Source organism: Vibrio sp. 1874 (assembly GCF_033344395.1).
GTDB classification, from domain to species: Bacteria; Pseudomonadota; Gammaproteobacteria; order Enterobacterales; family Vibrionaceae; genus Vibrio; species Vibrio alginolyticus.
In genome coordinates, this window is the sequence record NZ_JAWPOR010000002.1 from 161,815 (window position 1) to 186,708 (window position 24,894).

27 protein-coding genes are annotated in these 24,894 nt (G+C 44.5%); 13 read left to right on the forward strand and 14 right to left on the reverse strand.

What is annotated here, in order from left to right; translation table 11 throughout:
* Positions 1-44 precede the first annotated feature (44 nt).
* From pncB to R8N46_RS04755, 4 genes are all read left to right on the forward strand, one after another.
* A complete protein-coding gene (gene pncB, locus R8N46_RS04740; RefSeq protein WP_115386916.1) occupies positions 45-1,355 on the forward strand; it encodes a nicotinate phosphoribosyltransferase in 1,311 nt (436 codons plus the stop codon).
* A gap of 320 nt (positions 1,356-1,675) precedes the next feature.
* A complete protein-coding gene (locus R8N46_RS04745; RefSeq protein ID WP_017819785.1) occupies positions 1,676-2,035 on the forward strand; it encodes a hypothetical protein in 360 nt (119 codons plus the stop codon).
* Between the two features lie 214 nt (positions 2,036-2,249).
* Positions 2,250-2,684: a hypothetical protein gene (locus R8N46_RS04750; protein WP_318098369.1), complete on the forward strand. Its 435-nt coding sequence runs from the start codon at positions 2,250-2,252 to the stop codon at positions 2,682-2,684.
* 171 nt (positions 2,685-2,855) lie between these two features.
* Positions 2,856-3,635 (forward strand): methyltransferase domain-containing protein, encoded by a 780-nt coding sequence (locus R8N46_RS04755; RefSeq protein WP_054730619.1) that lies wholly within the window; start codon positions 2,856-2,858, stop codon positions 3,633-3,635.
* A 63-nt stretch (positions 3,636-3,698) separates the two neighbouring features.
* On the opposite strand, the gene R8N46_RS04760 is transcribed toward R8N46_RS04755, so the two are convergent.
* Positions 3,699-4,580 (reverse strand): DMT family transporter, encoded by an 882-nt coding sequence (locus R8N46_RS04760; protein ID WP_005373940.1) that lies wholly within the window; start codon positions 4,578-4,580, stop codon positions 3,699-3,701.
* 93 nt (positions 4,581-4,673) lie between these two features.
* Between R8N46_RS04760 and R8N46_RS04765 the strand changes: the two genes are divergently transcribed.
* The 3 genes from R8N46_RS04765 (at position 4,674) to R8N46_RS04775 (ending at position 8,181) form a co-directional block, all read left to right on the forward strand.
* Complete coding sequence (locus tag R8N46_RS04765) at positions 4,674-5,558, forward strand: LysR family transcriptional regulator (RefSeq protein ID WP_005387224.1); 885 nt, start codon at positions 4,674-4,676, stop codon at positions 5,556-5,558.
* 180 nt (positions 5,559-5,738) lie between these two features.
* Positions 5,739-6,353: an outer membrane beta-barrel protein gene (locus R8N46_RS04770; RefSeq protein WP_005373936.1), complete on the forward strand. Its 615-nt coding sequence runs from the start codon at positions 5,739-5,741 to the stop codon at positions 6,351-6,353.
* 160 nt (positions 6,354-6,513) lie between these two features.
* Complete coding sequence (locus R8N46_RS04775) at positions 6,514-8,181, forward strand: ABC transporter substrate-binding protein (protein WP_054729940.1); 1,668 nt, start codon at positions 6,514-6,516, stop codon at positions 8,179-8,181.
* Positions 8,182-8,256: 75 nt separating this feature from the next.
* Here the strand turns inward: R8N46_RS04775 and ompV are convergent, their stop codons facing one another.
* The 4 genes from ompV to R8N46_RS04795 form a co-directional block, all read right to left on the reverse strand.
* A complete protein-coding gene (gene ompV, locus R8N46_RS04780) occupies positions 8,257-9,033 on the reverse strand; it encodes an outer membrane protein OmpV (protein WP_017635134.1) in 777 nt (258 codons plus the stop codon).
* A 221-nt stretch (positions 9,034-9,254) separates the two neighbouring features.
* Complete coding sequence (locus R8N46_RS04785; protein WP_005373930.1) at positions 9,255-9,788, reverse strand: copper resistance protein NlpE; 534 nt, start codon at positions 9,786-9,788, stop codon at positions 9,255-9,257.
* A 261-nt stretch (positions 9,789-10,049) separates the two neighbouring features.
* The gene (locus R8N46_RS04790) at positions 10,050-11,279 is read right to left on the reverse strand and encodes a quaternary amine ABC transporter ATP-binding protein (protein ID WP_086047542.1); all 1,230 of its coding nucleotides are present in this window, start codon (positions 11,277-11,279) and stop codon (positions 10,050-10,052) included.
* Positions 11,272-12,171, reverse strand: coding sequence for an ABC transporter permease (locus R8N46_RS04795; RefSeq protein WP_005373926.1), 900 nt, complete (start codon positions 12,169-12,171; stop codon positions 11,272-11,274). The genes R8N46_RS04790 and R8N46_RS04795 overlap by 8 nt, the downstream gene beginning before the upstream one ends.
* 500 nt (positions 12,172-12,671) lie before the next feature.
* Between R8N46_RS04795 and R8N46_RS04800 the strand changes: the two genes are divergently transcribed.
* From R8N46_RS04800 to nqrM, 3 genes are read left to right on the forward strand one after another with little or no spacing between them, the layout of a single operon-like run.
* On the forward strand, positions 12,672-12,962 hold the full coding sequence (locus R8N46_RS04800) for a DUF134 domain-containing protein (RefSeq protein ID WP_005373924.1): 291 nt from the start codon (positions 12,672-12,674) through the stop codon (positions 12,960-12,962).
* The gene (locus R8N46_RS04805) at positions 12,959-13,465 is read left to right on the forward strand and encodes a NifB/NifX family molybdenum-iron cluster-binding protein (protein WP_005387209.1); all 507 of its coding nucleotides are present in this window, start codon (positions 12,959-12,961) and stop codon (positions 13,463-13,465) included. Before R8N46_RS04800 ends, R8N46_RS04805 begins: the two co-directional genes overlap by 4 nt.
* Position 13,466: 1 nt before the next feature.
* Positions 13,467-13,676: a (Na+)-NQR maturation NqrM gene (nqrM, locus tag R8N46_RS04810; protein ID WP_017635136.1), complete on the forward strand. Its 210-nt coding sequence runs from the start codon at positions 13,467-13,469 to the stop codon at positions 13,674-13,676.
* On the opposite strand, the gene R8N46_RS04815 is transcribed toward nqrM, so the two are convergent.
* Entirely contained in the window at positions 13,654-14,466 is an 813-nt protein-coding gene (locus R8N46_RS04815) for an aminoglycoside phosphotransferase family protein (protein ID WP_161440828.1), read from the reverse strand. The genes nqrM and R8N46_RS04815 overlap by 23 nt on opposite strands.
* A 187-nt stretch (positions 14,467-14,653) precedes the next feature.
* Here R8N46_RS04815 and R8N46_RS04820 point away from each other — a divergent pair, with 187 nt between their 5' ends.
* On the forward strand, positions 14,654-14,848 hold the full coding sequence (locus tag R8N46_RS04820; protein ID WP_005373920.1) for a hypothetical protein: 195 nt from the start codon (positions 14,654-14,656) through the stop codon (positions 14,846-14,848).
* 75 nt (positions 14,849-14,923) lie between these two features.
* On the opposite strand, the gene fusA is transcribed toward R8N46_RS04820, so the two are convergent.
* The 5 genes from fusA to R8N46_RS04845 all read right to left on the reverse strand — a co-directional run bounded on the left by fusA (position 14,924) and on the right by R8N46_RS04845 (position 21,635).
* Entirely contained in the window at positions 14,924-16,948 is a 2,025-nt protein-coding gene (gene fusA, locus R8N46_RS04825; RefSeq protein ID WP_213972284.1) for an elongation factor G, read from the reverse strand.
* Between the two features lie 293 nt (positions 16,949-17,241).
* Positions 17,242-18,234: an N-acetyl-D-Glu racemase DgcA gene (gene dgcA, locus R8N46_RS04830; RefSeq protein WP_318098368.1), complete on the reverse strand. Its 993-nt coding sequence runs from the start codon at positions 18,232-18,234 to the stop codon at positions 17,242-17,244.
* A 50-nt stretch (positions 18,235-18,284) separates the two neighbouring features.
* On the reverse strand, positions 18,285-19,289 hold the full coding sequence (gene dgcN, locus R8N46_RS04835) for an N-acetyltransferase DgcN (RefSeq protein ID WP_029838754.1): 1,005 nt from the start codon (positions 19,287-19,289) through the stop codon (positions 18,285-18,287).
* A gap of 101 nt (positions 19,290-19,390) precedes the next feature.
* Positions 19,391-20,272 (reverse strand): LysR family transcriptional regulator, encoded by an 882-nt coding sequence (locus R8N46_RS04840; RefSeq protein ID WP_115386493.1) that lies wholly within the window; start codon positions 20,270-20,272, stop codon positions 19,391-19,393.
* Between the two features lie 154 nt (positions 20,273-20,426).
* The gene (locus R8N46_RS04845; protein ID WP_005373900.1) at positions 20,427-21,635 is read right to left on the reverse strand and encodes an MFS transporter; all 1,209 of its coding nucleotides are present in this window, start codon (positions 21,633-21,635) and stop codon (positions 20,427-20,429) included.
* Between the two features lie 201 nt (positions 21,636-21,836).
* Here R8N46_RS04845 and soxR point away from each other — a divergent pair, with 201 nt between their 5' ends.
* Positions 21,837-22,271 carry a redox-sensitive transcriptional activator SoxR gene (gene soxR, locus R8N46_RS04850; protein WP_005373898.1) on the forward strand — a complete coding sequence of 145 codons (435 nt, stop codon included), beginning with the start codon at positions 21,837-21,839 and terminating at the stop codon, positions 22,269-22,271.
* A 9-nt stretch (positions 22,272-22,280) separates the two neighbouring features.
* Here the strand turns inward: soxR and R8N46_RS04855 are convergent, their stop codons facing one another.
* Both R8N46_RS04855 and R8N46_RS04860 read right to left on the reverse strand, forming a co-directional pair.
* Positions 22,281-22,676, reverse strand: a complete 396-nt coding sequence (locus R8N46_RS04855; protein WP_005373896.1) for a DUF2391 family protein — start codon at positions 22,674-22,676, stop codon at positions 22,281-22,283.
* A 13-nt stretch (positions 22,677-22,689) separates the two neighbouring features.
* Positions 22,690-23,535, reverse strand: a complete 846-nt coding sequence (locus R8N46_RS04860; RefSeq protein ID WP_005373890.1) for a tetratricopeptide repeat protein — start codon at positions 23,533-23,535, stop codon at positions 22,690-22,692.
* Positions 23,536-23,735: 200 nt separating this feature from the next.
* On the opposite strand from R8N46_RS04860, the gene R8N46_RS04865 reads away from it, so the two are divergent.
* Positions 23,736-24,206 carry an ASCH domain-containing protein gene (locus R8N46_RS04865; protein WP_005373887.1) on the forward strand — a complete coding sequence of 157 codons (471 nt, stop codon included), beginning with the start codon at positions 23,736-23,738 and terminating at the stop codon, positions 24,204-24,206.
* A 54-nt stretch (positions 24,207-24,260) separates the two neighbouring features.
* Here the strand turns inward: R8N46_RS04865 and R8N46_RS04870 are convergent, their stop codons facing one another.
* Positions 24,261-24,848 carry a class I SAM-dependent methyltransferase gene (locus R8N46_RS04870; RefSeq protein ID WP_213972250.1) on the reverse strand — a complete coding sequence of 196 codons (588 nt, stop codon included), beginning with the start codon at positions 24,846-24,848 and terminating at the stop codon, positions 24,261-24,263.
* Positions 24,849-24,894: the final 46 nt, after the last annotated feature.

Consider the following 24,894-nt stretch of genomic DNA (forward strand, 5'->3'; position numbering starts at 1 on the left):
ACAAAAAGTTATATACCCAGGAAGGGCATGTAGAAGGGCACCTAATGACCACCAAACTATTTTCTTCCCGCATCATTCAAAGCGCTTTGGATTTCGATGTCTACAAAGTCAATATGATGAGCGCTGTAACAGCGCTTTACCCTGATGCGATGGTGTCATATAAGTTTATCGTGCGCAGTGAGGAAGACCTCTCTGAGCTTTTGCCCGAGGTAAAAGCCGAAGTCCTTAAACTGCAAGATATTCAATTTACGCAAGAAGAAATTGAATATATTAAGCGTGTCGCGCCTTACCTGAACCCTGACTTTGTTGATGCACTGCGCCATTTCCGTTTCAACCCACAAAGTGATGTCTCTTTCCATAATAAAGCCATGGCTGATGGCTCAAGCCAGTTAAGAATTACCATTAACGGTTTGTGGCGAGATACCATCTTGTACGAAACGATCATCATGAGCATCGTGTCTGAAGTTCGTAGCCGTCAGCGTTGGTCAGATATCCCTGTTGTGCAATTTACCACTGTTTTAGAAGAGAAAGTTCGGCACCTAAAGTCGGAACTAAAACGTCGTAACATCACTAACTTTAAATTTTCTGACATGTCGACGCGTCGACGTTTTTCCTTCCAAGCTCAGCGCACTATGCTGGAATATTTGTGCCAGGAAGTGCCGGAATGTTTGACAGGAACAAGCAACTATCACTTAGCAAAAGAGCTAAACTTGACGCCTATCGGCACCGTTGCTCATGAATGGTTTATGGGACACCAAGCTCTGGTGAATGTGCGAGATTCGCAAAAAGTGGCGTTGCAACGTTGGCAAAAAATGTTTGATGGTGCACTAGGTATTGCGTTAACCGATACGATTGGTATCGATGCTTTCCTTAAAGACTTTGATGAAGAACTAAGTAACGCGTACTTCGGTGTACGTCACGATAGTGGTTGCCCTTATAGCTGGGGTGAAAAAATCATTGCACACTACCAGTCGCTGAATATAGACCCATTAACAAAAACACTGGTGTTTACCGACGGACTTAACTTCGAACAAGCGTTAGATATTTGCGAGTATTTCCAAGGACGTATTCAGGTGAGTTTTGGTATCGGTACTTTTCTTGCCAATGATATGGGTGATTATGTCAATAAAGATGGTGAAGCCTACCAGCCACTTTCTATCGTGATAAAAATGGTCACGTGCAATGGTTCACCGGTCGCCAAAATCAGTGACGAACCTGAGAAAGCCATGTGTGAAGATATCTTCTTTTTGATGAATCTCAAGCGCCGCTTTGAACAACCTCTTGATTTAAATGAGTGTCGTAAAATGATTGATCGTTTAGAAACTGAAGGTCAAAATTATCTCATCGACGCGTAGGCGTTATCTTCTCTCCATGATAAGCACCCTCTATCGTTACGACAAATTTATATAGGTAAACGTGGAGGGTGATTTCGTTATAGTAATATACAGAAGTAACCAGATACAGCGCAGGAAAGCACTCAAAAGTTGATGTGTTATCTGCCTTTGATAGGTGTAAATCGATACGTTACAGCATCGTGGACGGTGTATCTCATCCGACACTAAACTCAGTCTAATCACGTAGTTTATTCCCACGTACCATGAGCTCACTCGGGTATAGACGTCTATCTGCTTTTATGACTTTGGGCTTCACGTAGTTGCTTGAATCAGGAGTCAAAATGAACCTAGTAGTACATTTGCAAAAGAAAGCGATCCGAAAATATGGCTATGAGATGGCCACTCGCCAAGCATGGAGGTGTGGTATCAAGGCAAATCTTGTAAAGCGCGTGATTGGCCTTTTTAAAGGACAAATTGTTTGTGTGGTTGAAGGTTGCCGAGCAGAGTTTTCTTCTCCTCTTAATAACCCCCTTCACGAAGATGACAAGCAGGGGCGATATGTGTTTGTTGGCGGTGTATGCTGGGAACCAAATAACATTATAGCGCCTGGTTTCCCTGATTTTATGTTTATGCACGTGCGTAATCTAAGCCACCGTCATAAGTATTTAACGGATGACGAACTATTTTTGAGCTTGGCTTAAAAATAAATCTCATAGACTAGTCCAGCCCAATCATAATCAGTAGTGATACAGTTTTATCTCTGTTGACATTCTGCTGAGTGTTTCTTGACGTACCTCTTATAAAACAGTGTTTCTTTACTTGTTAATGACAGAGGGTTTGTTTTCGTCTGATGTGATTTCCCTTTTGCGATTTACCATAACGCTCATCAAAGCAAACCATACTGGGATGTAAATCATGAATATGAAATCTATCGCAATTGCAACGGCAGTTGTTGCTGTACTAGCAGGCTGTAAAGACAAAACGCCACCAGCTCCAACTCAAGCAAACATTACTTTGGTTGAAGCGGTGACTGAAACGGTGAAAAAGCCGCACCAAGTATGTAAAGACGTGGTAGTAACCGAGCAAGTTGCCCCTGCGGATGACAATAAAATTATTGGTACGATTGCTGGTGCACTGACAGGTCGTAAGATCCAGGAGAATGTGCAAAAAGGTGATGTAGTAACAACGACGAAAAAACAGTGTCATACAGAATATACGACATCTGATAAAGTAGTGGGTTACGACGTCACTTACGAAGTTTCAGGTGCACCAACGACGGTTCGTTTGGCGAGCAAGCCAGCGACAAAAACGTTCCCAATTCAAGATGGTAACGTTGTTCTACCACAATAGTTAGCGACTTAACCGAAGCGATTAACAAGCCCTTTTATCTTTGAGATGAAAGGGCTTTTTCACATAAGCGGCGTTTTCATCTATTTTTCCCATTGGAATGTGCGGCCAGAAATACCCGTTAATTTCCGCGTTCGATACAATCACTTTTCTTAAAGTACGAACGGAAAAAACATGGAAGATTTTTACCTGACCGAGCACGGTCTGGCTGGTTATTTCGAAGCGCAATGGTTCGACAAGTTCATTGAGGATCAACAGATTGAGATGATAACCAGTCGCTCAAAACAAGTCCCACTTTCTTTTTTGTCATCACCTCACTGCTCTCAAGTTGCTGATTTTATTGCGCAGGCGGTAATCGAAAGCAGCGTTCAGCCGTATTCCCTACTTGAGGTTGGGGCGGCGCTGGGAAGAAATTATTATGAGTTAGTGCAACGCTTACCTAACCTTAAAGAAGCGACGCTTGTGGAGCCTTCAAATAGGTTAATGGATGGCTTGAAGCAACTATTAATAGAAGAACAACGCGTCGAGCTTACTTACCTTCACGATGTGAACACCTTAAACACTTTAGAGGTAGAGAATAGAGATATCGTACAGAAATGTGCTCATGTTGATTTGACGCTAATTAACCAGCCTTTTGAGCTCGATACTCTCCAATCTCGCTTTGATTTAGTCGTATGTTTAAATGTGATTGATCAATGTGAGTCGCCACTTAGCGTGATCAATGCTCTAAAAAAAACCACCAAGGTGGGTGGGCTGATCGTTGTCTCTTGCACTTATCAGTGGAACGCGAAACACATCAAAAATAAAGAAGAGGCGGTTGATGATATCAAAGAATACTTTGCTGAAGGCTGGCGTCTAGTGTCGGAAGCCGAGCATGAATATCGCATCCGGTTTAATGATCGCTTTGCAAGGCAGTTTTTATCTCACGTAGTCGCTTACGTAAAAACCGATTAGAGCCACATAAAAAAACCGAGCACTTACGGCTCGGTTTTTTAGTCTTTGGGTTAGAGCACAACTTTAAGTAACGTGCGCTTCTTGTTGCTCTTGCAACTTTTTCTTGCGACGCTCTCGTTTAGAAAGCCAAACCAGAGGCACAACAATCATAATGGTTCCTATTGCCATAAATATATCAGGCACTTCTCCAAACCAAATCAATCCCACAAACACGGCACCAATTAAGCCACTGTATTCAGCGCTGGCAATTTTGTTGCTATCGATCGAGCGGTAAGCGATGACACATGTTGCTGCATAAATCATGATGAACAAACTTGAGCCAGCAGCAACAGGGAAAGCACTCCAGTCCCAAGGTTCTGCTTCGATCAGAACAAGCAAGAATGCTACTGGAATACCTGCCAAGTTTGTCATCAATAACGTTTGCATCACAGACTGATTTTTTGGCAGTTTTCGAATGAGCAAGTTATTGATTGCTAAAGTAATTGCAACAACTAAAGCTGAAATGGCTGCCCAATCGATTTGGTCTGGACGAATGATGACCAATACACCGGCAAAGCCCATTATCGCTGCGGCGACCGATTGCTTAGACAACTGTTCTCCAAAAAAGATTGCTGCAAGTGGCAACATGATCAATGGCGCGGCGTAAAAGATCGCGTTCGCAGTTGCGAGCGGTAAAGATGAGATCGCCAAAACCATGAATATTGCACCAAGTAACCATACGTGAGCGCGAACAGCATGCCACTTAAACCCTTCAAGAAAAGGCGCATTTTTTGTTAGCAGGTAGACTGGCAGCAGGAAAAGCACCGCTGATATTTGTCGGAAAAAGACAAATTGAAAAATAGGCACTTCATTTCCGACACTTTTAATTAAAGAGTCCGAAAGCACCGCAATGAGATTTCCAACAATTAATAGCAGCATCGCTGCTCCGACCGATGTAACTTTCACTTTTTCCTCTCCTCTTTCTTTGCCAAAGAGTAGGTGATGTCATAGGATGAAGTGAAGTGATATTTATTAGTTTAAGTATGAGATTTTTAGATAATGAAATTGCCACCACTCAGAGCGGTTCACTGTTTTGAATCTGTTGCCAGAAACTCTAGCTTTTCGCTTGCTGCTGAAGAACTCAATGTGACGCAAAGTGCCGTTAGCCACCAGATACGATTATTAGAAGATTACTTGGGTGAATCATTATTTATCCGCCAAGGCAGAAAGCTCTCTTTGTCCGATACGGGCACCCGCTATTTAGAGGATATTAGCCCAGCAATTAGCTCAATTGCGATGGCCAGCCAAAAGGTGCGAGAAGGGGACAAAGGCAGCATACGGTTGGCGATTTATAGCTCGCTCGCCGTAAAGTGGCTTATTCCGCGTTTGTCTGATTTTAAGCGCCTACATCCAGAAATCGATCTGACACTCAATATGGTCGTTGGTGATCCTGAACAGACAGACAGCGTTGGCGATTGTTTTATCACGGTAGAGAAGCCAAAGCGAAACTACATGTCGGTAAAGTTATACGCGGAGACGTTGTATCCGGTCTGCAGCCATAAAATTTGGAAAGAGTTGCAAGATCAACCGATTCCAGAAGCGCTTTGGCGATACCCTATTTTGTCGACAGACTCAATTTATCGAGAGAGAGGAAAAGATTGGGCTGAGTGGTGCAGAGCGGGCGGTTACACCTTGCCGAAAGATGTCGATGTTCAACATTTTAGTCATATGTTGTTGGCAATTGAGGCGGCGCGTTATGACCAAGGCATCGCATTTGCGAATGATTTTATGCTTAATGAAAGAGATAAAGCGCACGATTTGGTGTATATCCCTTCTCATGGATTGGAAACCGGCGACAGCTTCTATTTTATTCATAAAAAGAGTCGAGCCAAGCAAGCGGAAATCATCAAACTCACTAACTGGTTGAAGCAGCAATGCTTGTGAAATGACTAAATTGTCAAAATTAAGAAAGAAAGTGGCAAAGTTGTGTCTAAATATTTCATGTTTTATTGAGTTTTTATTCATTAACATCCACTTGGTTTTGAAACCAAGTGAAATGGATAGCATGGCATGCTTAAGGATGGGCAAAACACAACCTCAATAATTAACAGGCAGTGAAATACAATGTTTAAAAAAACATGGCTAATGACAGCCCTTCTAGCAACATGTTCTGTTGCAAACGCAGCTCCTTACGTTGGTGCATCTGTAGGTCAAGCATCGTTTGGTGATGTTAATGGCTCTATCAATGGTGGTGGTACTAACGCTAGCACTAAACTTAAACTTGAAGATGACTCAAGCCTTTCAGGCAAAGTATTCGGTGGTTACAAATTCAACGAATACATTTCTCTAGAAGCAGCCATTGGTGGCTACGATGCTTTAGACGGCAAAGTTGTTACTGTTGGTGATATGAAGTATCTATCGATTCAGCCAAAAGCGACTCTACCGATTGGCGATCGTTTCAACCTTTTTGCTAAAGCTGGTCTTTCTTACTTCAATGCTGAATTCAAAATTAGCAACTCTGTGATTGACGGTAGCGCAGGCCATACCACCATTTCTGACAGCACTGTAACAGGCATGTACGGTTTAGGCGCAGAGTTCGCTATTACTGAAAACTTTGCTCTACAAGTTGAATGGGAATACATGATGCCTGAGCTAGACATTGCGAAATTTGGCAATGAAAAAGTAACGGTTGATGCAGACATCAATGTGTTCTCTGTAGGTATGAGCTACCGTTTCTAAGAATACTTATTCAAGTTACCTCTTGGCTTAGTAAACGTTTTTGACTTCTGTTGGTCGAGCTGAGTCCAAGCTTTGAATTTGTTTAGATATAGCACAGGAAGTTTAGTTGCTAAGCGTCCTGTGCTATTTTTTTGCTTTGGAATAACTCTTAGGAATCTTTGTGAACGATGTCAATCTTAGGTATCTGGATCTACTGTTAAAGCACTTTGAACCTCACCAGTATCACCTTGTTACGCTTTCTGAGCTAGAAGCGGTGATTTGCACGTCGAGGCGCAATGTTTCTATTGTGATGAAAAAGCTTGCCACTTACGATTGGGTCGATTGGCAACCTGCGATTGGCCGAAGTAACGCTAGCCGTCTCAGTATCAATATTTCCCTCCAACAAGCGATGACCGAGTTTTTGGTTGAGGAGCTTGGCAGAGGAAGAATGAACTCAATAACGAAACTTATTGATTGGTTCGGTCAAACCGCGGTTAGAGCACTAACTATCGCATCTGAAAAAGTGAATCGATTGAATGAATCAAATAACGCTATTTTGATTTCTTCTTACCCTTGGGTATCCAAAATCGACCCTGCGAATACTTACCGTCACACTGAATTACACGTCGCGAAAAGCGTTTATGATGTATTGCTGACCCAAAATTCCAATGGTGGTATCGAGCCATCGTTAGCACACGAATGGAAAATGGAAGGCAAGGTAATGACGTTATGGTTGCGGCCAGGCATATATCGCCATGATGGCGAGCCCCTTAACATACAGGATGTGGTTTGGAGTATAGAAAGACTCAGGGAGATAAAAGGACCAGTTCACGAGCTCTGGCAATGCATTGATAGCGTGGTTGCAGAAACATCTAACTGCTTAAAAATCATATTGAAGCATCCGAACAAGTTGTTTCCATACATGCTAGCAACTCCTCATGCGTCTATTCTGTGTCGAGATGTCGTCTCTTTCGGTTCTAGTTATTCCTACCACATAGGGACTGGGCCATTTAAAATCAGCGGCTGGAACCAGGAGAGTATGACTCTTGAAGCGCACAAAGAGTATTTTTCAGCACGCGCATTGTTAGATCAAATAACGCTGTCTCATGGTGATGTTAAAACCTTAAATATGTTGAGCTTTAACCAAAGCTCCGATCACGTTGAAGTGGAAAAAATTAGCGCATTTTCATATCTGACCTACCGCGAACGCGCGGAATCCCAACTCACAAAAGAGACTTGGTATCAACTCGCTGATTACATCCATGTGCAAAAGCGAATTTATGATGCGCCAAGTGCCGTTGACAGCATTCAGTTAGAGACTCATGAGCAAGATTTATCAATAACAGATGGTGGTGTGATACCTAAACTGAAAGGTAAAGTGGTATTAGCTGAACCTGTCTGGACGATACCGAGTTTAATTCGTCATTCCGAATGGTTGCACAGTGTGATTCGTGCAACGGGATTGGAGTTGGAGATCGTCGTTATTGATGACATTAGTTTTCCTGAGGTAGTGTCTCACCAAGCAGATTTGCTCTTCATTGAGGAAGTCATGGAAGCACCATTTGAATATGGCATCTTCGAATGGCTGTCGATAGCAACTGGACTGCGTTTTAGTTTTGATCAAAGCCAGATGTTAAGCCACAGAGAAAAGGTTCGCAGGGCGATGGCTGATGATCACTCGCTGCAGTCTTTATTAAACCTAGAGAAAGCGCTGCGCGATCAGTACCTATATTTGCCTTTGTTTGTTGGCTACGAAGAAGTGACAAAAACACAGCAAGTGCGAGGTGTGCAGGTGAAGAATACAGGCTATAGCGACTTACATAGGTTATGGATTGCTCATTCACACTAACGTCTGTGTGCAAGATGATGCAAATGTCCAACGCATAAAGCCATCGAAATGATGGCTTTATAAGGGCGTGTCGGATTAGAAGTTGTACGACACACTTGCGCCAACAACCCATTGGTTTGCACTATCAACGATAGAAGAGTCGCTGATACCGCTGCCTAGGCGCGTGTATTGTGTCATTTGGCTTACTTGCCAGTTGTCGTTGATTGGCATAACAAGTTTGTAGCCCACACCATAGCTTACCGTTGAATCACCTTTGTATGCTTTGCGGTTTGCGTTTGCTTCGCGTTGTTTTACACCAAAGTAATAATCTACGTAGTCTTCACTTTGATAAGTTAGGTTAGCAAAAGGAACAAAATCAACACTACCGAATTTCATGATGTGGAAGTAAGTCGCGCCCGCTAAGTAACCTTTGTAAGCACCACTGATATCGTGCTGAAGGTACGTAGAAATGACGTTGTTTTGATCCAGTGTAAAGTCTGCGTTTAAACCTAGATCGACGGCGAAACGGCGTTTATCTGTGCCTTTTAGGCTTTTCGCTGTATCACCGTCGCGCATTACACCGCTACCTACAAGGTAGGCACTCATGTTGATTAACTCATTGGTGTTACCGAAGAAGCGGTAGTTAATGCCACTTAGGTCGGCATTAAAGTCGTCACCATGGTAACCACCGTTGAGAATTGGTGCTGTATTATGCTTTTGATCTTTGAAAAGATCGCTGCCTTGAGCCACACCAGCTTCTACGTTCCAACCGCCTTCGTTGTTGTAGATGTTACCGTTACGAATGTAAGTATCGCCAGCGAAAGCTGAGCCAGCAGCTGTCAAAGTAAGTAGTGCAATTAATGTTTTTTTCATCATTTTTCCGAGTTGTTCTGTTTTGTTTTGAACACTGTACAAAATGATGTTGTAAGCATCTATCGGCAAAGCGTATGGAAATGTAATGAACAATCAGGGTAAGAAGCAGAATGTTGCTTCAGAATAGAAAGGTTGCTGGAATAGCTTTCGTTAAAATAACGAAAAATCCGAGCTGGGGTGGCTCGGATTTGAGGTATTTATCAGGTATTGATACTAACTTCTTACTGTTTCGTTAAGTTGTATAGTGGTGCTAGGTCACCCGTTACTTTTTCGCCATTCATGTCTAGCTTCATAAGTACGTTTTCACCAACAAAGTATTGGTTTGGTGCATCTTCATTTGTCAACGTTACGATGCTGCCATTTGCGTCCCAAGTGAATTGACCTTCAGATTTTGATTGACCGTCTTCTTTGTCTTGGTAGCTTTCTTCAAGTACGTAAGTGCCATCTTGATTTAGTGTGATTGTCATATCGATACCAGCACAATCCGCGCAAGGTAGTGTTCCTTTGTAGGTGCCGTTCCAGTCCAGAGCACTTTGTGCGTTGTGTTCAGAGTCTACAAATGTCTCTTCAGTAATTACCTGTTCTTCTTCTACTGGTAACGTGTCAATTGTCTCAGTCGTAACGTCTGCACTGGTGGTGACTTCAGTTTCCGTTGCCTGAGGTACTTCAACTGCGCTTGTTTCGGCAGGTTTCTCATCTTGACAGCCTGCAAGAATGATTACCGCGCCTGTTAGTGCCAACATTGTCTTTTTCATTTTATCCCTCTTTAAATCAAGATTTTGTATGAGAGTAATAGTAGACATTTATCGAGGATTTGCGTCATCAAAAAGCAATAGAATGATCTAACTATGTCAATAAAACCGGATATGAGCATGAAATTGTCAGGAAAATCAGAACAATGTAAATGTTGCTTTGGGTATCAAGCTTGAGCCCACAGATAAATATCTAAAAAGGGGAGTGGGAGTGAGTTAATTGATAACAGCCCACATTGTTGTGAGCTGTATTATCAACATCATCTAAGAAACGTTATTGAAGCTTGAGCGTGAAGTGCCTCGTTTTGTGCTTCGTTGATCAGAAAACAGCTCCGCAATAACCTGACGATTTAATTCGCCTTTCAAATGGCCGTGCTCATCGATGACGGGCAGTGAATGTTCACACGACATGACTTCAGTCAGCACTTGCTCAATGGCTAAATGTGGAGAGATGATAGGCACCTCTTCATAGATATCATCACGCCAATCTGATATATGAGTTAACTTCGCTGCGTTTAGCAATCCTTGCTGTGTTATCACGCCTTGATAGCCTGCATTGGTCTCATGGTAGGCATAATCACGTTTAACACGTTTCATTTCACTCAGCGCATCTTCAATGGTTTCAGCGCGAACACAGTACGAAGGTGGCTGCATCAGCGTTTCGACCGTCAGTGCTCGCGCTCTATTGACGTCTTTTACAAAGGCTTCAACGTACTCATCGGCAGGATGCAGTAAGATTTCGTCCGGTGAACCTTGTTGGACAAGTTCACCGTCTTTAAGAATCGCGATGCGATCGCCAAGTCGAAGCGCTTCATCTAAATCATGAGTAATGAAAATAATGGTTTTGTGCAGCTTCTGTTGCAGCTCTACCAGCTGATCTTGCATTTCGCTCCGAATCAGAGGGTCCAATGCCGAGAAAGCCTCGTCCATCAACAGTATTTCGGCGTCGGTAGCCAGTGCCCGTGCAAGGCCCACACGCTGTTGCTGTCCACCCGATAGTTGAGCAGGATACTGGTGCTCATAACCCGTCAGTCCAACGGTTTCTAACCATTCATTTGCTTTTTCTAAGCGCGCCTCTTTATTCATTCCCTGAACTTCCAAACCATATGCGATGTTGTCGATAACAGTGCGATGAGGCAGCAAGCCAAAGCGTTGGAACACCATAGACATCTTGTGACGGCGAAACTGTTCAAGCTCTTTGTTAGAAAGTTGCATGACATCCACCCCTTCTACCAAAATCTGCCCCATGGTTGGATCGATTAATCGGTTGAAGTGGCGAATCATGGTGGATTTTCCAGAACCGGATAATCCCATAATGACAAAAATTTCACCCTTTTGAATTTGCAGGTTGATGTCTTTTAGTCCGACCGTGTGGCCCGTTTCCGCTAAAACCTGCTCTTTACTATGTCCCAACTTAACGCGCTCAATCACGCTATTGGGCTTGGGGCCGAAGATTTTATACAGACCGCTGATTTCGATAAGTGGACTAGTCATGTTTTGAGTCTCCTAAATGAGCTTGAGTGCGTTTCGCATACGCTTGCGAAGCACGATCAAAAAGGATTGCTAGGGCGACAATTGCTAAACCATTGAGAAGACCAAGAGTGAAATATTGATTGGTAATAGACTTTAGAACAGGCTGACCTAAACCTTTTACCCCAATCATTGATGCGATGACCACCATTGACAGTGCCATCATGATCGTTTGGTTAATTCCCGCCATGATGGTTGGCATTGCAAGCGGAAGCTGAACCCCAAAAAGCCGTTGCCGAGTGCTGGCACCAAATGCGGTTGCGGCTTCCAATACTTCTTTATCAACTAGACGAATGCCCAAATTGGTTAAACGAATAACCGGTGGAATCGCGTAGATCACTACTGCAATAAGGCCAGGAATTTTCCCGATGCCCAATAACATCACAACTGGAATGAGATACACAAATGCCGGCATGGTCTGCATGACGTCGAGTAATGGTGTTACCACCGACTGAATACGATTAGAGCGCGCCATAGCGATGCCGATAGGGATACCAAGTGCTATGGCAAGCATAGTACATACAGTGATGATACTGAGCGTGCGCATAGTGTCTTCCCACATTCCAAAATAGCCAATCAGAATCAGCGAACCAAAACATGCAGCGGCCAGTTTCCAAGAGCGGCTGGCGGCATAAACGAGAGTGGTGCAGACACCTAAAATAATGAACCAAGGTGTAGAAATCAGAAGTTTTTCAAACCAGACAAGAAAAGCAAGGAGCGGATCAAACAGAGACTCAATGAGTTCACCATACTCGCGAGAGAAATCTCTATAGGCGCCGTCGAGTGTTTTGCGAATCGCCCTGAGATCAGAGGCATCCATTTCCGGGAATTCGCTGAGCCAATTTGAGTCAGACATATGTACTTCCTTTTTCTGATATACCTAAGCGCTCTCAAGAAACTTAATTTGGCAAGAAGAGTAGGGCACCTAGGCCAAGTAATGGTCGTTCGACAGGTTCTGTATCGAAAGTATTACCCTTTAAGCTCAGGCCAATGTCGTCAAACTTCTCTTTTTCGTTCCTTAGGTATACATCCTTTTAAATAAAACAATCATTAGTGTTCAAACTAATGATTTGCTTGGATTATAGTTTTTCTTCTTCAATAAAATGAACACATTAGCGTGTATTTGTATGAAAAATCTGCGCAAACTAACGTTTTTATTATCCGGTTAATTAGAATTGATCTTTTTGTTCGTTTATCATCAAAATTCCTAAATTATTAGATGTCTAATTAATGCTGATGTATTACGTATTTGTCGTGTTGATTTTTGCAAACTTAGTTTATTGGCATATGCTAAAAATGTTATTGGCATATGCCAGTTTAAGGCGTAATTTGACTCTGTGTTTTTGAGGGACAATGATGGCAAGACCAAAGATAGAAAGACGAATATGCGGACGTGCGGCTCACCACTGCTTTAAGCCCAATGGCATTCCATTTAATCAGTTGGAGCAAGTCGCCATATTACCAGAAGAGTTAGAAGCGCTACGTTTAGCCGACTTAGAGGGGCTTAGCCAGCAGCAAGCTGCGGAGCAGATGGGCGTTTCTAGACAAACTTTTGGTAACACAGTAAAAAGTGCAAGATTGAAAGTCGCAAAAAGTTTAGTTGAAGGTCATGCATTAGTTTTTCCGAATGAGGAGTCAAACTTATGATTTATGCTATTCCTAATGATGGTGAGCGGGTGGCAAACCACTTTGTAAAAGCACCATACATCGCTATTTATTCTGATACTGACGGTATGCTAAAAAACTTAGCGAACATTGCTTCTATGCCACAAGCGGGTTGCAATGCGAAGTCTCAGTTGATTCAGTCTCTACAAGGGTACAATGTGGATGCTGTTCTTGTGCGAAATATTGGTGAACGTGTATTGGCAAAGCTACTTAGCAGTGGCACGCCAGTATTTAGGCTGTCTACTCGTAGTTCCTTGGAAGATGTGCTTGCGGTTCCAAGAGAGCCTTTGATTGAGCCCTCTCAAGGACGCCCATCAAACAATCATAAGAAAAGTGTTCACAAACAAAAAGGCGGCTGCGGCTCCTGTGGTTGTGGTGGCCAAAAATCAAAACCCTCCTTGTTGGCAAGACCTAAGGCGCTACTCAAAGCAACATCTAGCCCTGCTATACTTAAGCTAGAGTCGATGGCTAATAAGGCAGGTTAATATGGTTTGGTTATTTACCTTTCTTGGTTTTCTCGCAATCATTTTGTTGATGTCACTTGGCGTCATTTTTCATAACAAGCGTATTCAAGGAAGTTGCGGCGGTTTAAACAACGTCGGTGTTGATAAAGTATGCAACTGCGAAACCTCATGCGCAGAACCTGAAAGGCGTTTATATCAAATCTCAGAGCCTAACTCATCACCTGAGCGCTAAGGCTTTTGGCCCATTGCGGCAAGGTTCGTCGAAACCAGTCCAAATATTTGCTGGTCTGCGGATTTTTTCTGGAGACCAGTATGTTGACTACCTCGACGACGATCCACGCTTTTGCTAATCCGATATCGCGCGCCAATTCTGTTGTTTCACCTTTCTCGGCGCACTTTACATACTTGCCTGCCACCTTCAAGTAATCATCAAATGTGCCCATGCCCTCGATGAGCGGCGCTAAATCTATCGCGACATGCCCTGTAGAAAAGCGCTCCCAGTCGAACAGCACCAGCTCGCCATTTCTACGCTGTCCCCAGTTTCCTGCATTCGTGTCTCCGGAGATCAAGTTCTGCCCATCGAAAAGGTGCGCCGATCGTTGTTGTAGCTGGTGGAAGAACTGTTCTGTCTCTGAGCCCAGTTTAAGTGTAGTGAGTGCTTGTTGAGTCGCTTGTGGTGTCCACTGGTGGCGGTGATAAATACCATCTGATATTGGTGGAAGTTGGTGCAGTTTGACGAGTTGTTCAATGACTCGATCATCTTCAAGTAAGAATGCTTGCTCGACTGCGTGGGGAACGTATTCAATGTACAGAACGTTTTTCTGGTCGTCGAGTTGAATCAAGCGCGGTACGTGTATTCCAAGCGCGTTAAACTGCTCGGCATAGCGTTGATAAAACGCCACTTCTATTTGAGTAGGGTTACGTTTTTCTATTACTTGGACGCCATCTTTTTCGATGAGAAAAACTTTGGCACTGCCCATTTGGTTGAGTTCTTGTTGCGACACCGGACTTCCTGTCTTCATGTAGAGAGAGCTCACCTTAATCGCTGCACTCACGTTTGCCAATAGCCACGACAAAGTGCCTCAAAAATATTAAATGCAACTGTTTAAATATGATTTTGCTGTGAGTGTCTAAATTTTACACAGTCTCGCCTGTACTCCGATAAATTCGTTCTACGCTTACTATTCGTCTTAATAAAGGAGAACCAAAATGGCTGTAATGAAGCAGGATATTCCAAATCGTGTAACGGTTTACCATGACAATATCGATCAAGAACAAGAGCTGAAAAATGCGATGCTGCCAGAGAAACCGCGCTACTTTAACGGTGCTCCGACTTACAAAGCGAACAGCATCGAAGAGTTTGAAAGCAAAATCAGTCAGATAGGTTTGTCTCTCGATAAATAATTTTTCTTTTACCTAAAAGCGCCCTCAAAATGAGGGCGCTTTTTTGTTTATGTGATTGATTTGAATCGTAGGGAATTAACCTTGTTGTGCACTGCCTTGGCAGACCTGTTTTTGCACTGCTGGTGGCGCGGGCTCGTAATGGCTTAAAGTCATACTAAAACTGCCTTCACCACCCGTGATGGAGCGCAATCGACGAGCGTAATCTTGCAGCTCATTTACTGGTGACTTGGCTCTGAGTAAAGTGAAGCTGCTGTCTATTGGCTCGGAGCCTTCGATTAAGCCTCGGTTTCCAGATAAATCACCAGAAACATCGCCAACATTCGCGGTTGGGATGTGCAGTTCCATCTGGACAATGGGTTCTAGCACAATAGGAGCTGCGTTGTTAATCGCATTTAAAAACGCTTTCTTACCTGCGATGACAAACGCAATTTCTTTTGAATCGACGGAGTGATATTTACCGTCATAAACGGTGACTTCCACATCCTTAATTGGGTTGCCAGAAATCGCGCCTTCCTCTAACGCTTGCAAAATACCTTTTTCAACAGCAGGAATGAGCGCGGTTGGGATGGCGCCACCCACCACTTTGTTGATGAACTTAAATCCGGCACCACGTTCGAGTGGACGAACCTTCAATTGCACTTCACCAAACTGGCCTGCACCGCCACTTTGTTTTTTGTGTCGATAATGCCCTTCGGCAGGTTTGGTGATGGTTTCAAAGTATTCGACGCTTGGTTGGCAGGTTTCGACGTCCAGTTTGTACACGTTCGCCATCTTTTCTAATGCGACTTTGAGGTGAAACTCCCCTTGGCCGCTGATGATGGTTTCGTTGGTGCGAGCGCGATGTTCGATGCGCAGCGAAGGATCTTCACTGGCAATTTTATTCAGCACATCTCCTAATTTTTGCTCATCTCCACGCTTAAGAGGCTTCAAGCACAAAGAATACATGGAGTCAGGAAGGTCCAACGTCTTGAGTTGAACACCATCTTCTTCGTGAGAGTCATGAACGATTGAATCGAATTCGAGATCATCCAGTTTGGCTAAAACGCAGAAGTCGCCTGCAAGCGCGCGAGGGATCTCTGTTCTATCTTTGCCCTGCAGTTGATATAAGTGCCCAACTTTAAATGCCTTGTTGCTTTCGCCGATATAAAGCTGGCTGCCCGCATTGATTTTACCCTGATACACACGTAAGTAGGCAAGTTTTCCCATATATGGGTCGACGCTGACTTTGTACACGTGTGCGACGGTGTGTTCTAAGGTTTCGCAATTTACTTTGATTTTTTTGCCGTTCTTTTCCAGTAGAGGAGGGTTACCCTCGTTTGGCATGGGCATGATCTCCGACAAGGTACGTAGCAGCAGCTCGACGCCCGCCCCGGTTTGTGCTGAGACAAAACAGACCGGAATCACATGTCCAGTTCTTAGTGCTTCTTCAAACGGATCATGCAGTTGCTCTGCGGTGAGTTCAGAGCCTTGTTCCAGATACAGCTCCATTAGTTCTTCATCGACTTCGATAACTTGGTCAATCAAGGTCTCATGAGCTTCATCTACCGTCGTAAGTAAGGTTTCTCGTCCCAATTCTGGTTCGAAATAGCAGTCAACTACAGATTCCCCGTCAGTCGAAGGTAAGTTGATCGGCAAGCAGTGGTCACCAAAATGCTCAACGATGTTCTCCATCAATCTTTCTAACTGACTACCGTGGTTATCGAGCTTATTGATGATGATCATCTGACATTTTTGCTGCTCTTTAGCAAAGGTGAATAAGCGATCGGAAGTTTGGTTAAGTGGTGTTTGAGGGTCGATGACAAGGGCGGATGTTTCAACGGCAGGAAAAACGCTGATAGTACGGCCAAGTAACTCGTTTTGTCCCGGAGTGTCGATGATATTGAGCCGGTGTTTATTCCAGCGCAGTGCGACTGGCGTTGCTTCAATGCTGTGTTGATATTGGATGGATTGAGGGTCGAAGTCAGTAACAGTATCGCCTTTTTCTACGCTGCCTAAATGGTGGGTGGCATCGCAGGTGAAGAGCAGTTTTTCTATCAGTGTGGTTTTACCGGTCCCGGTTTGACCTACAAAAGCGATATTGCGTATTTTATTGATAGGAATAGAGCCTCCTTGCAAGATGGCGTGAAAAACCTACGAATTGCTAGGAAGTGGGTTGTTATAGAAACCCACGCACTGCATTGGAGTAGGGCGGGATTACCGCCTATTCGTTTTCCACGTCATTTTCCGGATGACTCGATGCATAAGACCACCTTCTTGGACTACTGGAATCTTAGCATGCCTCAATAACCATATAATTTATGTGACTTATTTCATGATGGGGCTGATTGTTTTTTAATCGAGATCATAAACTCAGAGGTTCTGACTTTTGGAGCAAAACCTCTGGATTGTTTAGGCTATTTGGAAAGAACGATTTCGCCGTCGCAATAAACCAAGCTTGGCGTTACATCTTGTCCGAGCAGCACCGGGCCATCAAGATCGACAACGCTTGCCTGAGCAGCAATGGGTAAGGCAGCACGCATCGCAAGCGACGTCCCCAACATACAACCGGACATGAGGCTAAAACCGAGTTTTTGGGCGTCGTCGGATAATAATAGTGCTTCAGTGAGCCCGCCAGTTTTATCTAGCTTAATGTTCACCATTTCATATTTGCCAACCAACTGATGCAATTGCTCTCTGGTGTGACAACTTTCATCGGCGCAAAGTGGAATGGGGTGCGGAATGCTGGCGAGTACGTCATCGCAGTCTTGTGGCAACGGTTGTTCGATCATGGTGATGTCTAGCGGTTCGAGTTGAGCAAATACCGTCGCGAGGTCGAGGCTTTGCCATGCTTCATTCGCATCTAAAACAATTTGCGCGTGCGGCGCGGCATCGCGTACTGCTGCAACGCGCTCAATCACGTTTTCACCATCCAGTTTTACCTTAAGCAGTTTTGCGCCTTGGCTAAGGTAAGCTTGTGCCTGTTTTGCCATCGCTTGCGGCTTGTCGATAGAAACCGTCATCGCCGTCACAATCGCCTCGGGTAACGTAAAGAGGTCGTGAACCTGCTGCTTGTGGCTCAAAAGCGCGCGAAGATGCCAAAGGGCGCAATCCAATGCATTTCTTGCCGCTCCTGCGGGCAATAACGATTGAAGCTGGCTTTTGAGAGCCATCACATCAGCTTCGCCTTTGGCGTACAAACTTTGCAGTTCATGCGCGGCGTGAGAAATCGCCTTAATCACAGATTCAACCGATTCACCATAACGTGGGTGTGGTGTGCATTCACCTTGGGCTGTCATGCCTCGATGTTCAATTGTCACGCGGACTACGTGGCACTCTGTCCGACTGCCGCGAGATATGCGAAATGGTGTCGCCATGGCAATCGTGACAGGTTCTACATGAATTTTCATCTCACTAGTTTTCCCTAAACCGCAGTTATTTTCTAAACCGTAAATGTTTCCTAAATCGTAAGGATCTTATCTGCAACCGCATCAACGCCAAAACGCACAGGGTCGGTGACGGGCACCTGATATTTGTCGCTCCAATCCTGGCATAACTGTGCCGCATCTTCTTCGCTGATCGCCGAAGTGTTTAAGCAAATACCCACTAATTGAGCTTTAGAATTTGTTAGGCGAGCAGCGGCCAGATTCGCTTCTATCGTTTGTTCAATGGTTGGCAAGCTCGCATGTGGTAAGTTGCGGATGTGCGGACGACCAATCTCATGGCACAGTACCAGAGCGTCCGCTTGTGCGCCGTGAAGTAAGCCCAAACTTACGCCAGCAAACGAAGGGTTAAATAACGAACCTTGCCCTTCGATGATGTCCCAATCGTGGTCAGTGAAGTCGGGGCTGATCGCTTCTACTGCGCCGGAGATAAAATCGGCAACTACGGCATCAATTGAAATGCCACAGCCTGCGATGAGAATTCCGGTTTGACCTGTTGCTTTGAACTCTGCGCGACAGTTTTTACGCTTTAATGCGTGTTCAATGGCGAGGGCAGAGTACATTTTGCCAACGGAGCAATCTGTTCCTACAGTAAGTACTCGCTTGCCTGCGCGAGCTTTGCCATTGCCGACCTTGAGCGGGGCATCATAATGGCGAACATCATACAGTTTGGTTAATCCGCGTTGTTCTAGATCGGCAAGAGGAGCAAATTCCGCCAAACGTTGGTGCATGCCCGATGCAATTTCAAATCCCATTTCTGCTGCTTCAAGTAAGGTTGCTTGCCAAGCTTCGGGAATGACGCCTCCTGGATTTGCCGTGCCGAGCACCAGCGTTTTTGCTCCTTGCTGCTGCGCTTGTTGTAGTGTCATGTCGGTTAAACCAAGCGATACGGTTTCTGGCGTCAGGCGGATTTGGCCAAGACAAATCTCAGGTCGCCATTGGTATATGCCACGCGCGGTTTTTGCTGCGAGTGGATCGGTTACATCGCCAAGAAAGAGTAGGTAAGGTTGAGCAATTTGCATGATGGTTCCCTTCGTCATCGTTATTGCTCATTAATGTAGCCAGACTGATTTAGGAAACCGAATGCTTATTTGTTAGGCAGGTATAACTTCAGGTTATACCTTTAACCCATCTGTTGTTTTAGGGCGGTGATAAATTGCTTTGTCGCAATGGATTGAGGTGTGTGCTCTGCGAATAAAATAGAGACGGAGAAGGACATATTTGGCTCCAAAGCATGCACGGAAACGGCATTATCTTGGCGATATTGTTTTGCAGTCCAAGGGTCTACAATCGCGAATCCTGCTTCGTTTTTCACCAGTTCAGCCGCCGCGGAGTAGCTGCGGACGGTAATGGCATGTTGATAATGCTCGTCACGCGCTGACAAGGTTTGATGTAACAGCAAGCCCAGAGGGTCTCGGCTATCTAAACCGATAATGGGTAAATCGTGACTGATGAGTTCTTCTAAAGTGACGGTTTTTTCTGTGGGTATCGCTGCGCTTTTAGGGGCAATTAGCGCCAAGTTTTCTTTTAATAACATGTGTCCCATGATCGCTGGTGGCGTTTCTTCACCGAACGCAATGGTGACATCCAGTTCATGTTTCAGTAAACCTGAGCACAGCTCATCGCGATTAGCCGTTGAGAGCTCAAAGGAGATGCCGTGCTCTTTCGACAGCAACGCGACAGTCGGCGCTAACAAGTGTGCGGCCAAAACAGGCGGAGCACCGACTCGTAAATGTTGAGTTCCCTGTTTGACTTTGTTGGTCAGAGAGCGAAATTGTCCGAGTTGTTGATAGACTTTTTCAGCCTCTGGCAATAAGGCTTTGGCTTCTTGAGTTGGAACGAGACGGCCCTTTACACGCTCAAATAAAGCGAAGCTCAGTTGTTGTTCTGTATGGGCGAGAACTCGAGTGACATTAGGTTGGGAAACGTGCAGTAAGCGAGCCGCGCCTGACACCGTTCCTGCTTGCATAATGGCGTAAAAGACTTCTAATTGCCTTAAGTTCACTGCGATTTCCCTCTGCTCATGTTGGTCACCTCAGAATACCCAACCTTGCTGATAAGCGATAGAGGTAAAAGTGCTGGCGTAAAAAATAGGAAGACGATGTTGGTTGCCTTCCTATCTCGCTTTTTCAATTTCTCAACTTCTCAATTTCTATGCTTCACTTTGCTGCTGCATGAAGGGGTAGGTCGTTAAACGGCTCGACGTCTCGACTGAGTAATCCCATCAAAATCACTGCTAACACCATGACAGCAGCCGCGATTGCAAAACCGTATTGTGTTAGTTCGTAATGACTCAATATTGCAATCAGGACGTAACTGAGAGATTGAATGGTGGTGGCAAACATGCTGATGCCGCCATCGACGCGACCTCGTTGATGAACCGCTACGGTGTGATGCATCCAGTTGACTCTCGCAATGCGATTTAGCGCGTTAAATACGCCAAACAGCGCCGTAAACAATAAGATGGTCAGCGGGCTCATCGCAAAACTCATCCCGATAAGCGCAAAAGAGACCATAACCATCGAAGCGAACATAATGTGGCTATGGGAGGCACGGCTTAGCACTTTGGTGACAATAAAGCCGGTTAGCAACGAGCCGAGGCCAAAACTGATGTTGAACCCTGCAAACCAATCGCCAGAGATGCCTTGTTCAGAAAACCAAATCGGCACCAGTTTGCTCAAATACGTCAATGCAGGATAAGAGAGGCAAGAGAGCAGAATAAAGCCATAAAATCGGGGTTCGAGACGGAATATTTGTTTGCTCTCTTTGAGTTGCGCGATGAAAGCAACGGATTTTGATGCCCTTAATTGTTGGGTATAAGGCGTCAGAATATAGAACATCGCTGCTAACGCAGAGGCGCTGGCCGCAAACAAAGCAAACTCTTTCATACCCCACATTTCAAGCAAAACAATACCCAACGCGCCAGCTCCGAGGGTCGTGGATTGCATTACAATTTCTTGCTGACCCGAAATTTTCGCATACTCATGGTGCTGATAATTTTCTTGGGTGAAGGCATTGTTGGTCGTCCATGCAAAATTACTCGAAACCCAATACACCAATTGCGCAAAAGCCAGCAACCAGTGTGACTCAAACCCTAACCAATAAGCAATGAACACCACCAAAGCCATACCCGATTGAATCCATTGATTGAGCACGAGTAGTACTTTGCGTGAATGTCGGTCAATTAAAGTGGAAAAGAAAGGCGTTGCTAGAAAAGCAATCGCGGTGCAGCTCAGAGAAACTAAAGCGACGAATGTACCCATGTTAGGTTCGGAAAGCATGACCCATGGCAGTGCCATCATGAACAAGCCAGAGGAGATACTGTCGAAGAAGCGGCCAGCTAAGTACGGCTGAGTTTTATTTTTCATTATGTTTGCCTCTAACTCCCGATGGATTTCAAAAGGTTGATGTCCAACTGTCTTGTGTTTAACAACCAAGTCGTTCGCGCTGAACACATTATCTTGAGATCGCCGGGGTTTAGCGTTAATTAAGATGGTGCAACTTTAAAACCTCAAGTAAACTTGAGGTAAAGCATTTTTTTAACAAAATTGATACACAGGGAGTCAAGGATGGAAATCAGCGTAGGAGAAGTGGCAAAACGTTCTGGAGTGAAAGTATCTGCCCTACATTTTTACGAGCAAAAAGGGCTGATTTCGAGTTGGAGAAATCAAGGTAATCAGCGTCGCTACCATCGCAGTGTGTTGCGCCGTGTTGCGGTGATCAAAGCAGCGCAGCAAGTTGGGTTGTCGTTAGAAGAAATTAAACATGCGTTAGATGAACTGCCGAAACACCAAGCCCCTAACAAAGCGCAATGGGAAGAAATGGCAAGCCATTGGCATGAACAGTTAGAACAAAAGATTCAAAAACTTAAAGCGTTGCAAAACGATTTAGGCGGATGCATTGGCTGCGGGTGCTTGTCGTTAGAAACCTGTGCACTGCGAAACCCAGAAGATGTATTAGGGAAAGACCACTCGGGGTCGAACTTAACGTTAGAAGAAGAGTAGCGATTATCTCTATTCTTTGTCGAAACTGTCGACTACGATCGCGCCCATCGAAGCAGGCATTGTGATGACGATAACGCGCTTTATCGCAACCAAAGGCTCATTCATGAGTGGCAGTTTATCAAGACAGAAAAGAACTAACGCTACCACAACGGCCGCAATGAGGTACGCGATAACCACACGAAAAATAAAGATGGATACGCGATTCTTGATGTGGCTTTGAAACACGCTTTGATACGCGAAAAAACTGAGGAAAATGACAGAAAGACTTAACAGCATGAGCAAGTTTGCCATTGGTAGGCTCTCACCCAATCGCCACGCTTCCTCCGAAAATGAGATCGGGACTGCTAGGGCAAAAGCACCAACCAATACTTGGCTAGCGTCTTCTAGATTAAAGTGGCTGCTCATGCTGTTTATTCCATTATTCGCTTGCTAGATGTAAGAGCTTTTCAAAACGCTCATTACCGTGCAGCAATTCGAGGTCTCGTTCTTCGGCAAGTAAATCACGAATGGATGGGCTGTATTCAATTGCGCGTTCCAAGTCTTCAATAGCTTGCTCTTCGATACCAAGGCGAGAGTATGCACACGCGCGTTGATACAATGCAGGGCCGTTGGTGTAATCGACTTCAAGTACGCGGTTACAAATGCTAAGTGCCCAATGGTATTCGTTGATTTCCATCGCTGCGTCGGCTTTGTAAGTCAACGCTTCTAAATCACCTGGACGAATTAATAAGATTTCATCATAGATTTCAATACGTTGTTCTGGAGTTTGAGAGCTTTGTGCACGTAGCCATAAGTTATGGATCTCGTTGATTTTCTCAATCTCTTTGTTGTTTTCGCTGATAATGCGAGTTTTGCGTTTTAAATCTCGCTCAAGGGCGACAAACTTTTTCTCATATTCTTGGGCGATCTTCTCCAATCGTTTATCAGCCATCTCTTTGGTGTTGTGTTTAAACTCGCGCAGAGATTGCCATCCGACAAAGGCAATCAGCGATGCGACACCAGCAATGATGTAGAAGAAGTATGTAACGGTCACGTTGGCATAGTTCAACGATTTATCTGCGACCGTTAGCTCGCGATCGGTGATCTCTGTGATCATTCGCTTTTCTAGGCTTTGATAGTCCTGACGCAGCGCTTTTAGTTCATCTAAAATATAGCGTTCCATTAATGGTCTATCTAACAGATCCGATTCTGAATACTTTTCCTCCGATGCCATTGTTGGCAAGGCAAGTATCAGCGAGAAAAAAATACCAATAAATAAGCGCATATAACGTCCTTTCACGAGAAGAGTACAGATAGACCATGCAACAATAGCAAATAGCACAAACGTTTAGCAAAGTTATTACAAAAGAAATAACAGTCGTCTTCGTAGAAGTCATATTCTTGTTGTTTTTCAGTTTGTTCCTGGTGGTTATTTGTTGTGATATCTTTTATCCTCCTTGCGAATTTATGATTAATGGAGTGAGCATGGACGCGCGAGCTAAGGATTACTTAGAACAATTCCTAGAATTATTATCACCAGAACAAAGGGAAGCTGTACCATCAGTCAGTGCTGACTATTATTGTGCCGACGAATACAACGCGAATGTATGCGCAGATTTGGTTCGTATTGGACAGAAAACTGCATCGTGCAGTTTGGAGCTTTGGTATCGAGAACATGGTGAAACCATGCCCCAAGTCGGTCATTTACAAGTAGTGACGAATTGGGATGGGGACCCGGTTTGCGTGATACGAATTACTGACGTAAGTACATGCAAATATGAGGATGTAACCGCAGAGTTTGCCTTCGCAGAAGGCGAAGGTGATAGAACCTTAAACTGGTGGCGTGATGCTCATACTGCATTTTTTAAAGCTGAATGCGATGAGTTGAACATCGATTGGCATGAGAAACGTACGCTGGTTTTAGAGCGTTTTGAAGTGGTGTATCCCGTCAATTAATCTCTGATAGCAGCACTGATTTGAAGTGCTGCTTTCTTTATCGAGAGACCATTTTTAGCGCTTTCGAGCGGTCACACTAAACATGTGCCAATGTTTTTGGCTTCCGACTACAGTGGTCCCGTCTTCATCTCTTTCATGCAATGAAATGAGGTCGTAACCTTCGAATAAGCTTTCCACTTCCTTTTTCGTTAATGCGGTAATGTTTGGATGCATTTCGGAGGTCACCCAGGAGTCTTTCACTCCCAAGAAATCGCCGCAGAAGATACCGCTCGGTTGTAATACGCTGTCTATTTTTGTCCAGACTTGTTTGAAGCCTTTGTCAGGGCAAAAGAACAAACTGGCATTTGCGATAACCAAGCTGCACTGAGGATAATTAAACTCAGTAAAACAGCACTGCGAAACCGAAAATCGTTTGTTACCTTCAAAGCGTGTTAAACAAGTTTTTACTGCATCTTCATTGCTATCACATGCGTGAACCTTAAATCCCTTTTCGAGGAGAAAGTGGCTGTCTCGACCTATTCCGCAGCCAATATCAAGAGCGACTTTGCCTTCTATCTTAAGTCGATTTACGGCATTTTCCACGCTTGGGCGGTGAGGTTGGCTTAAAATTTTCTGATAGTATTCATTCCATTGCGCTGGCATTGAGCTTCCTTATGTTGGTTGTGCCCCCCAGCCCCAAAACTAGCGT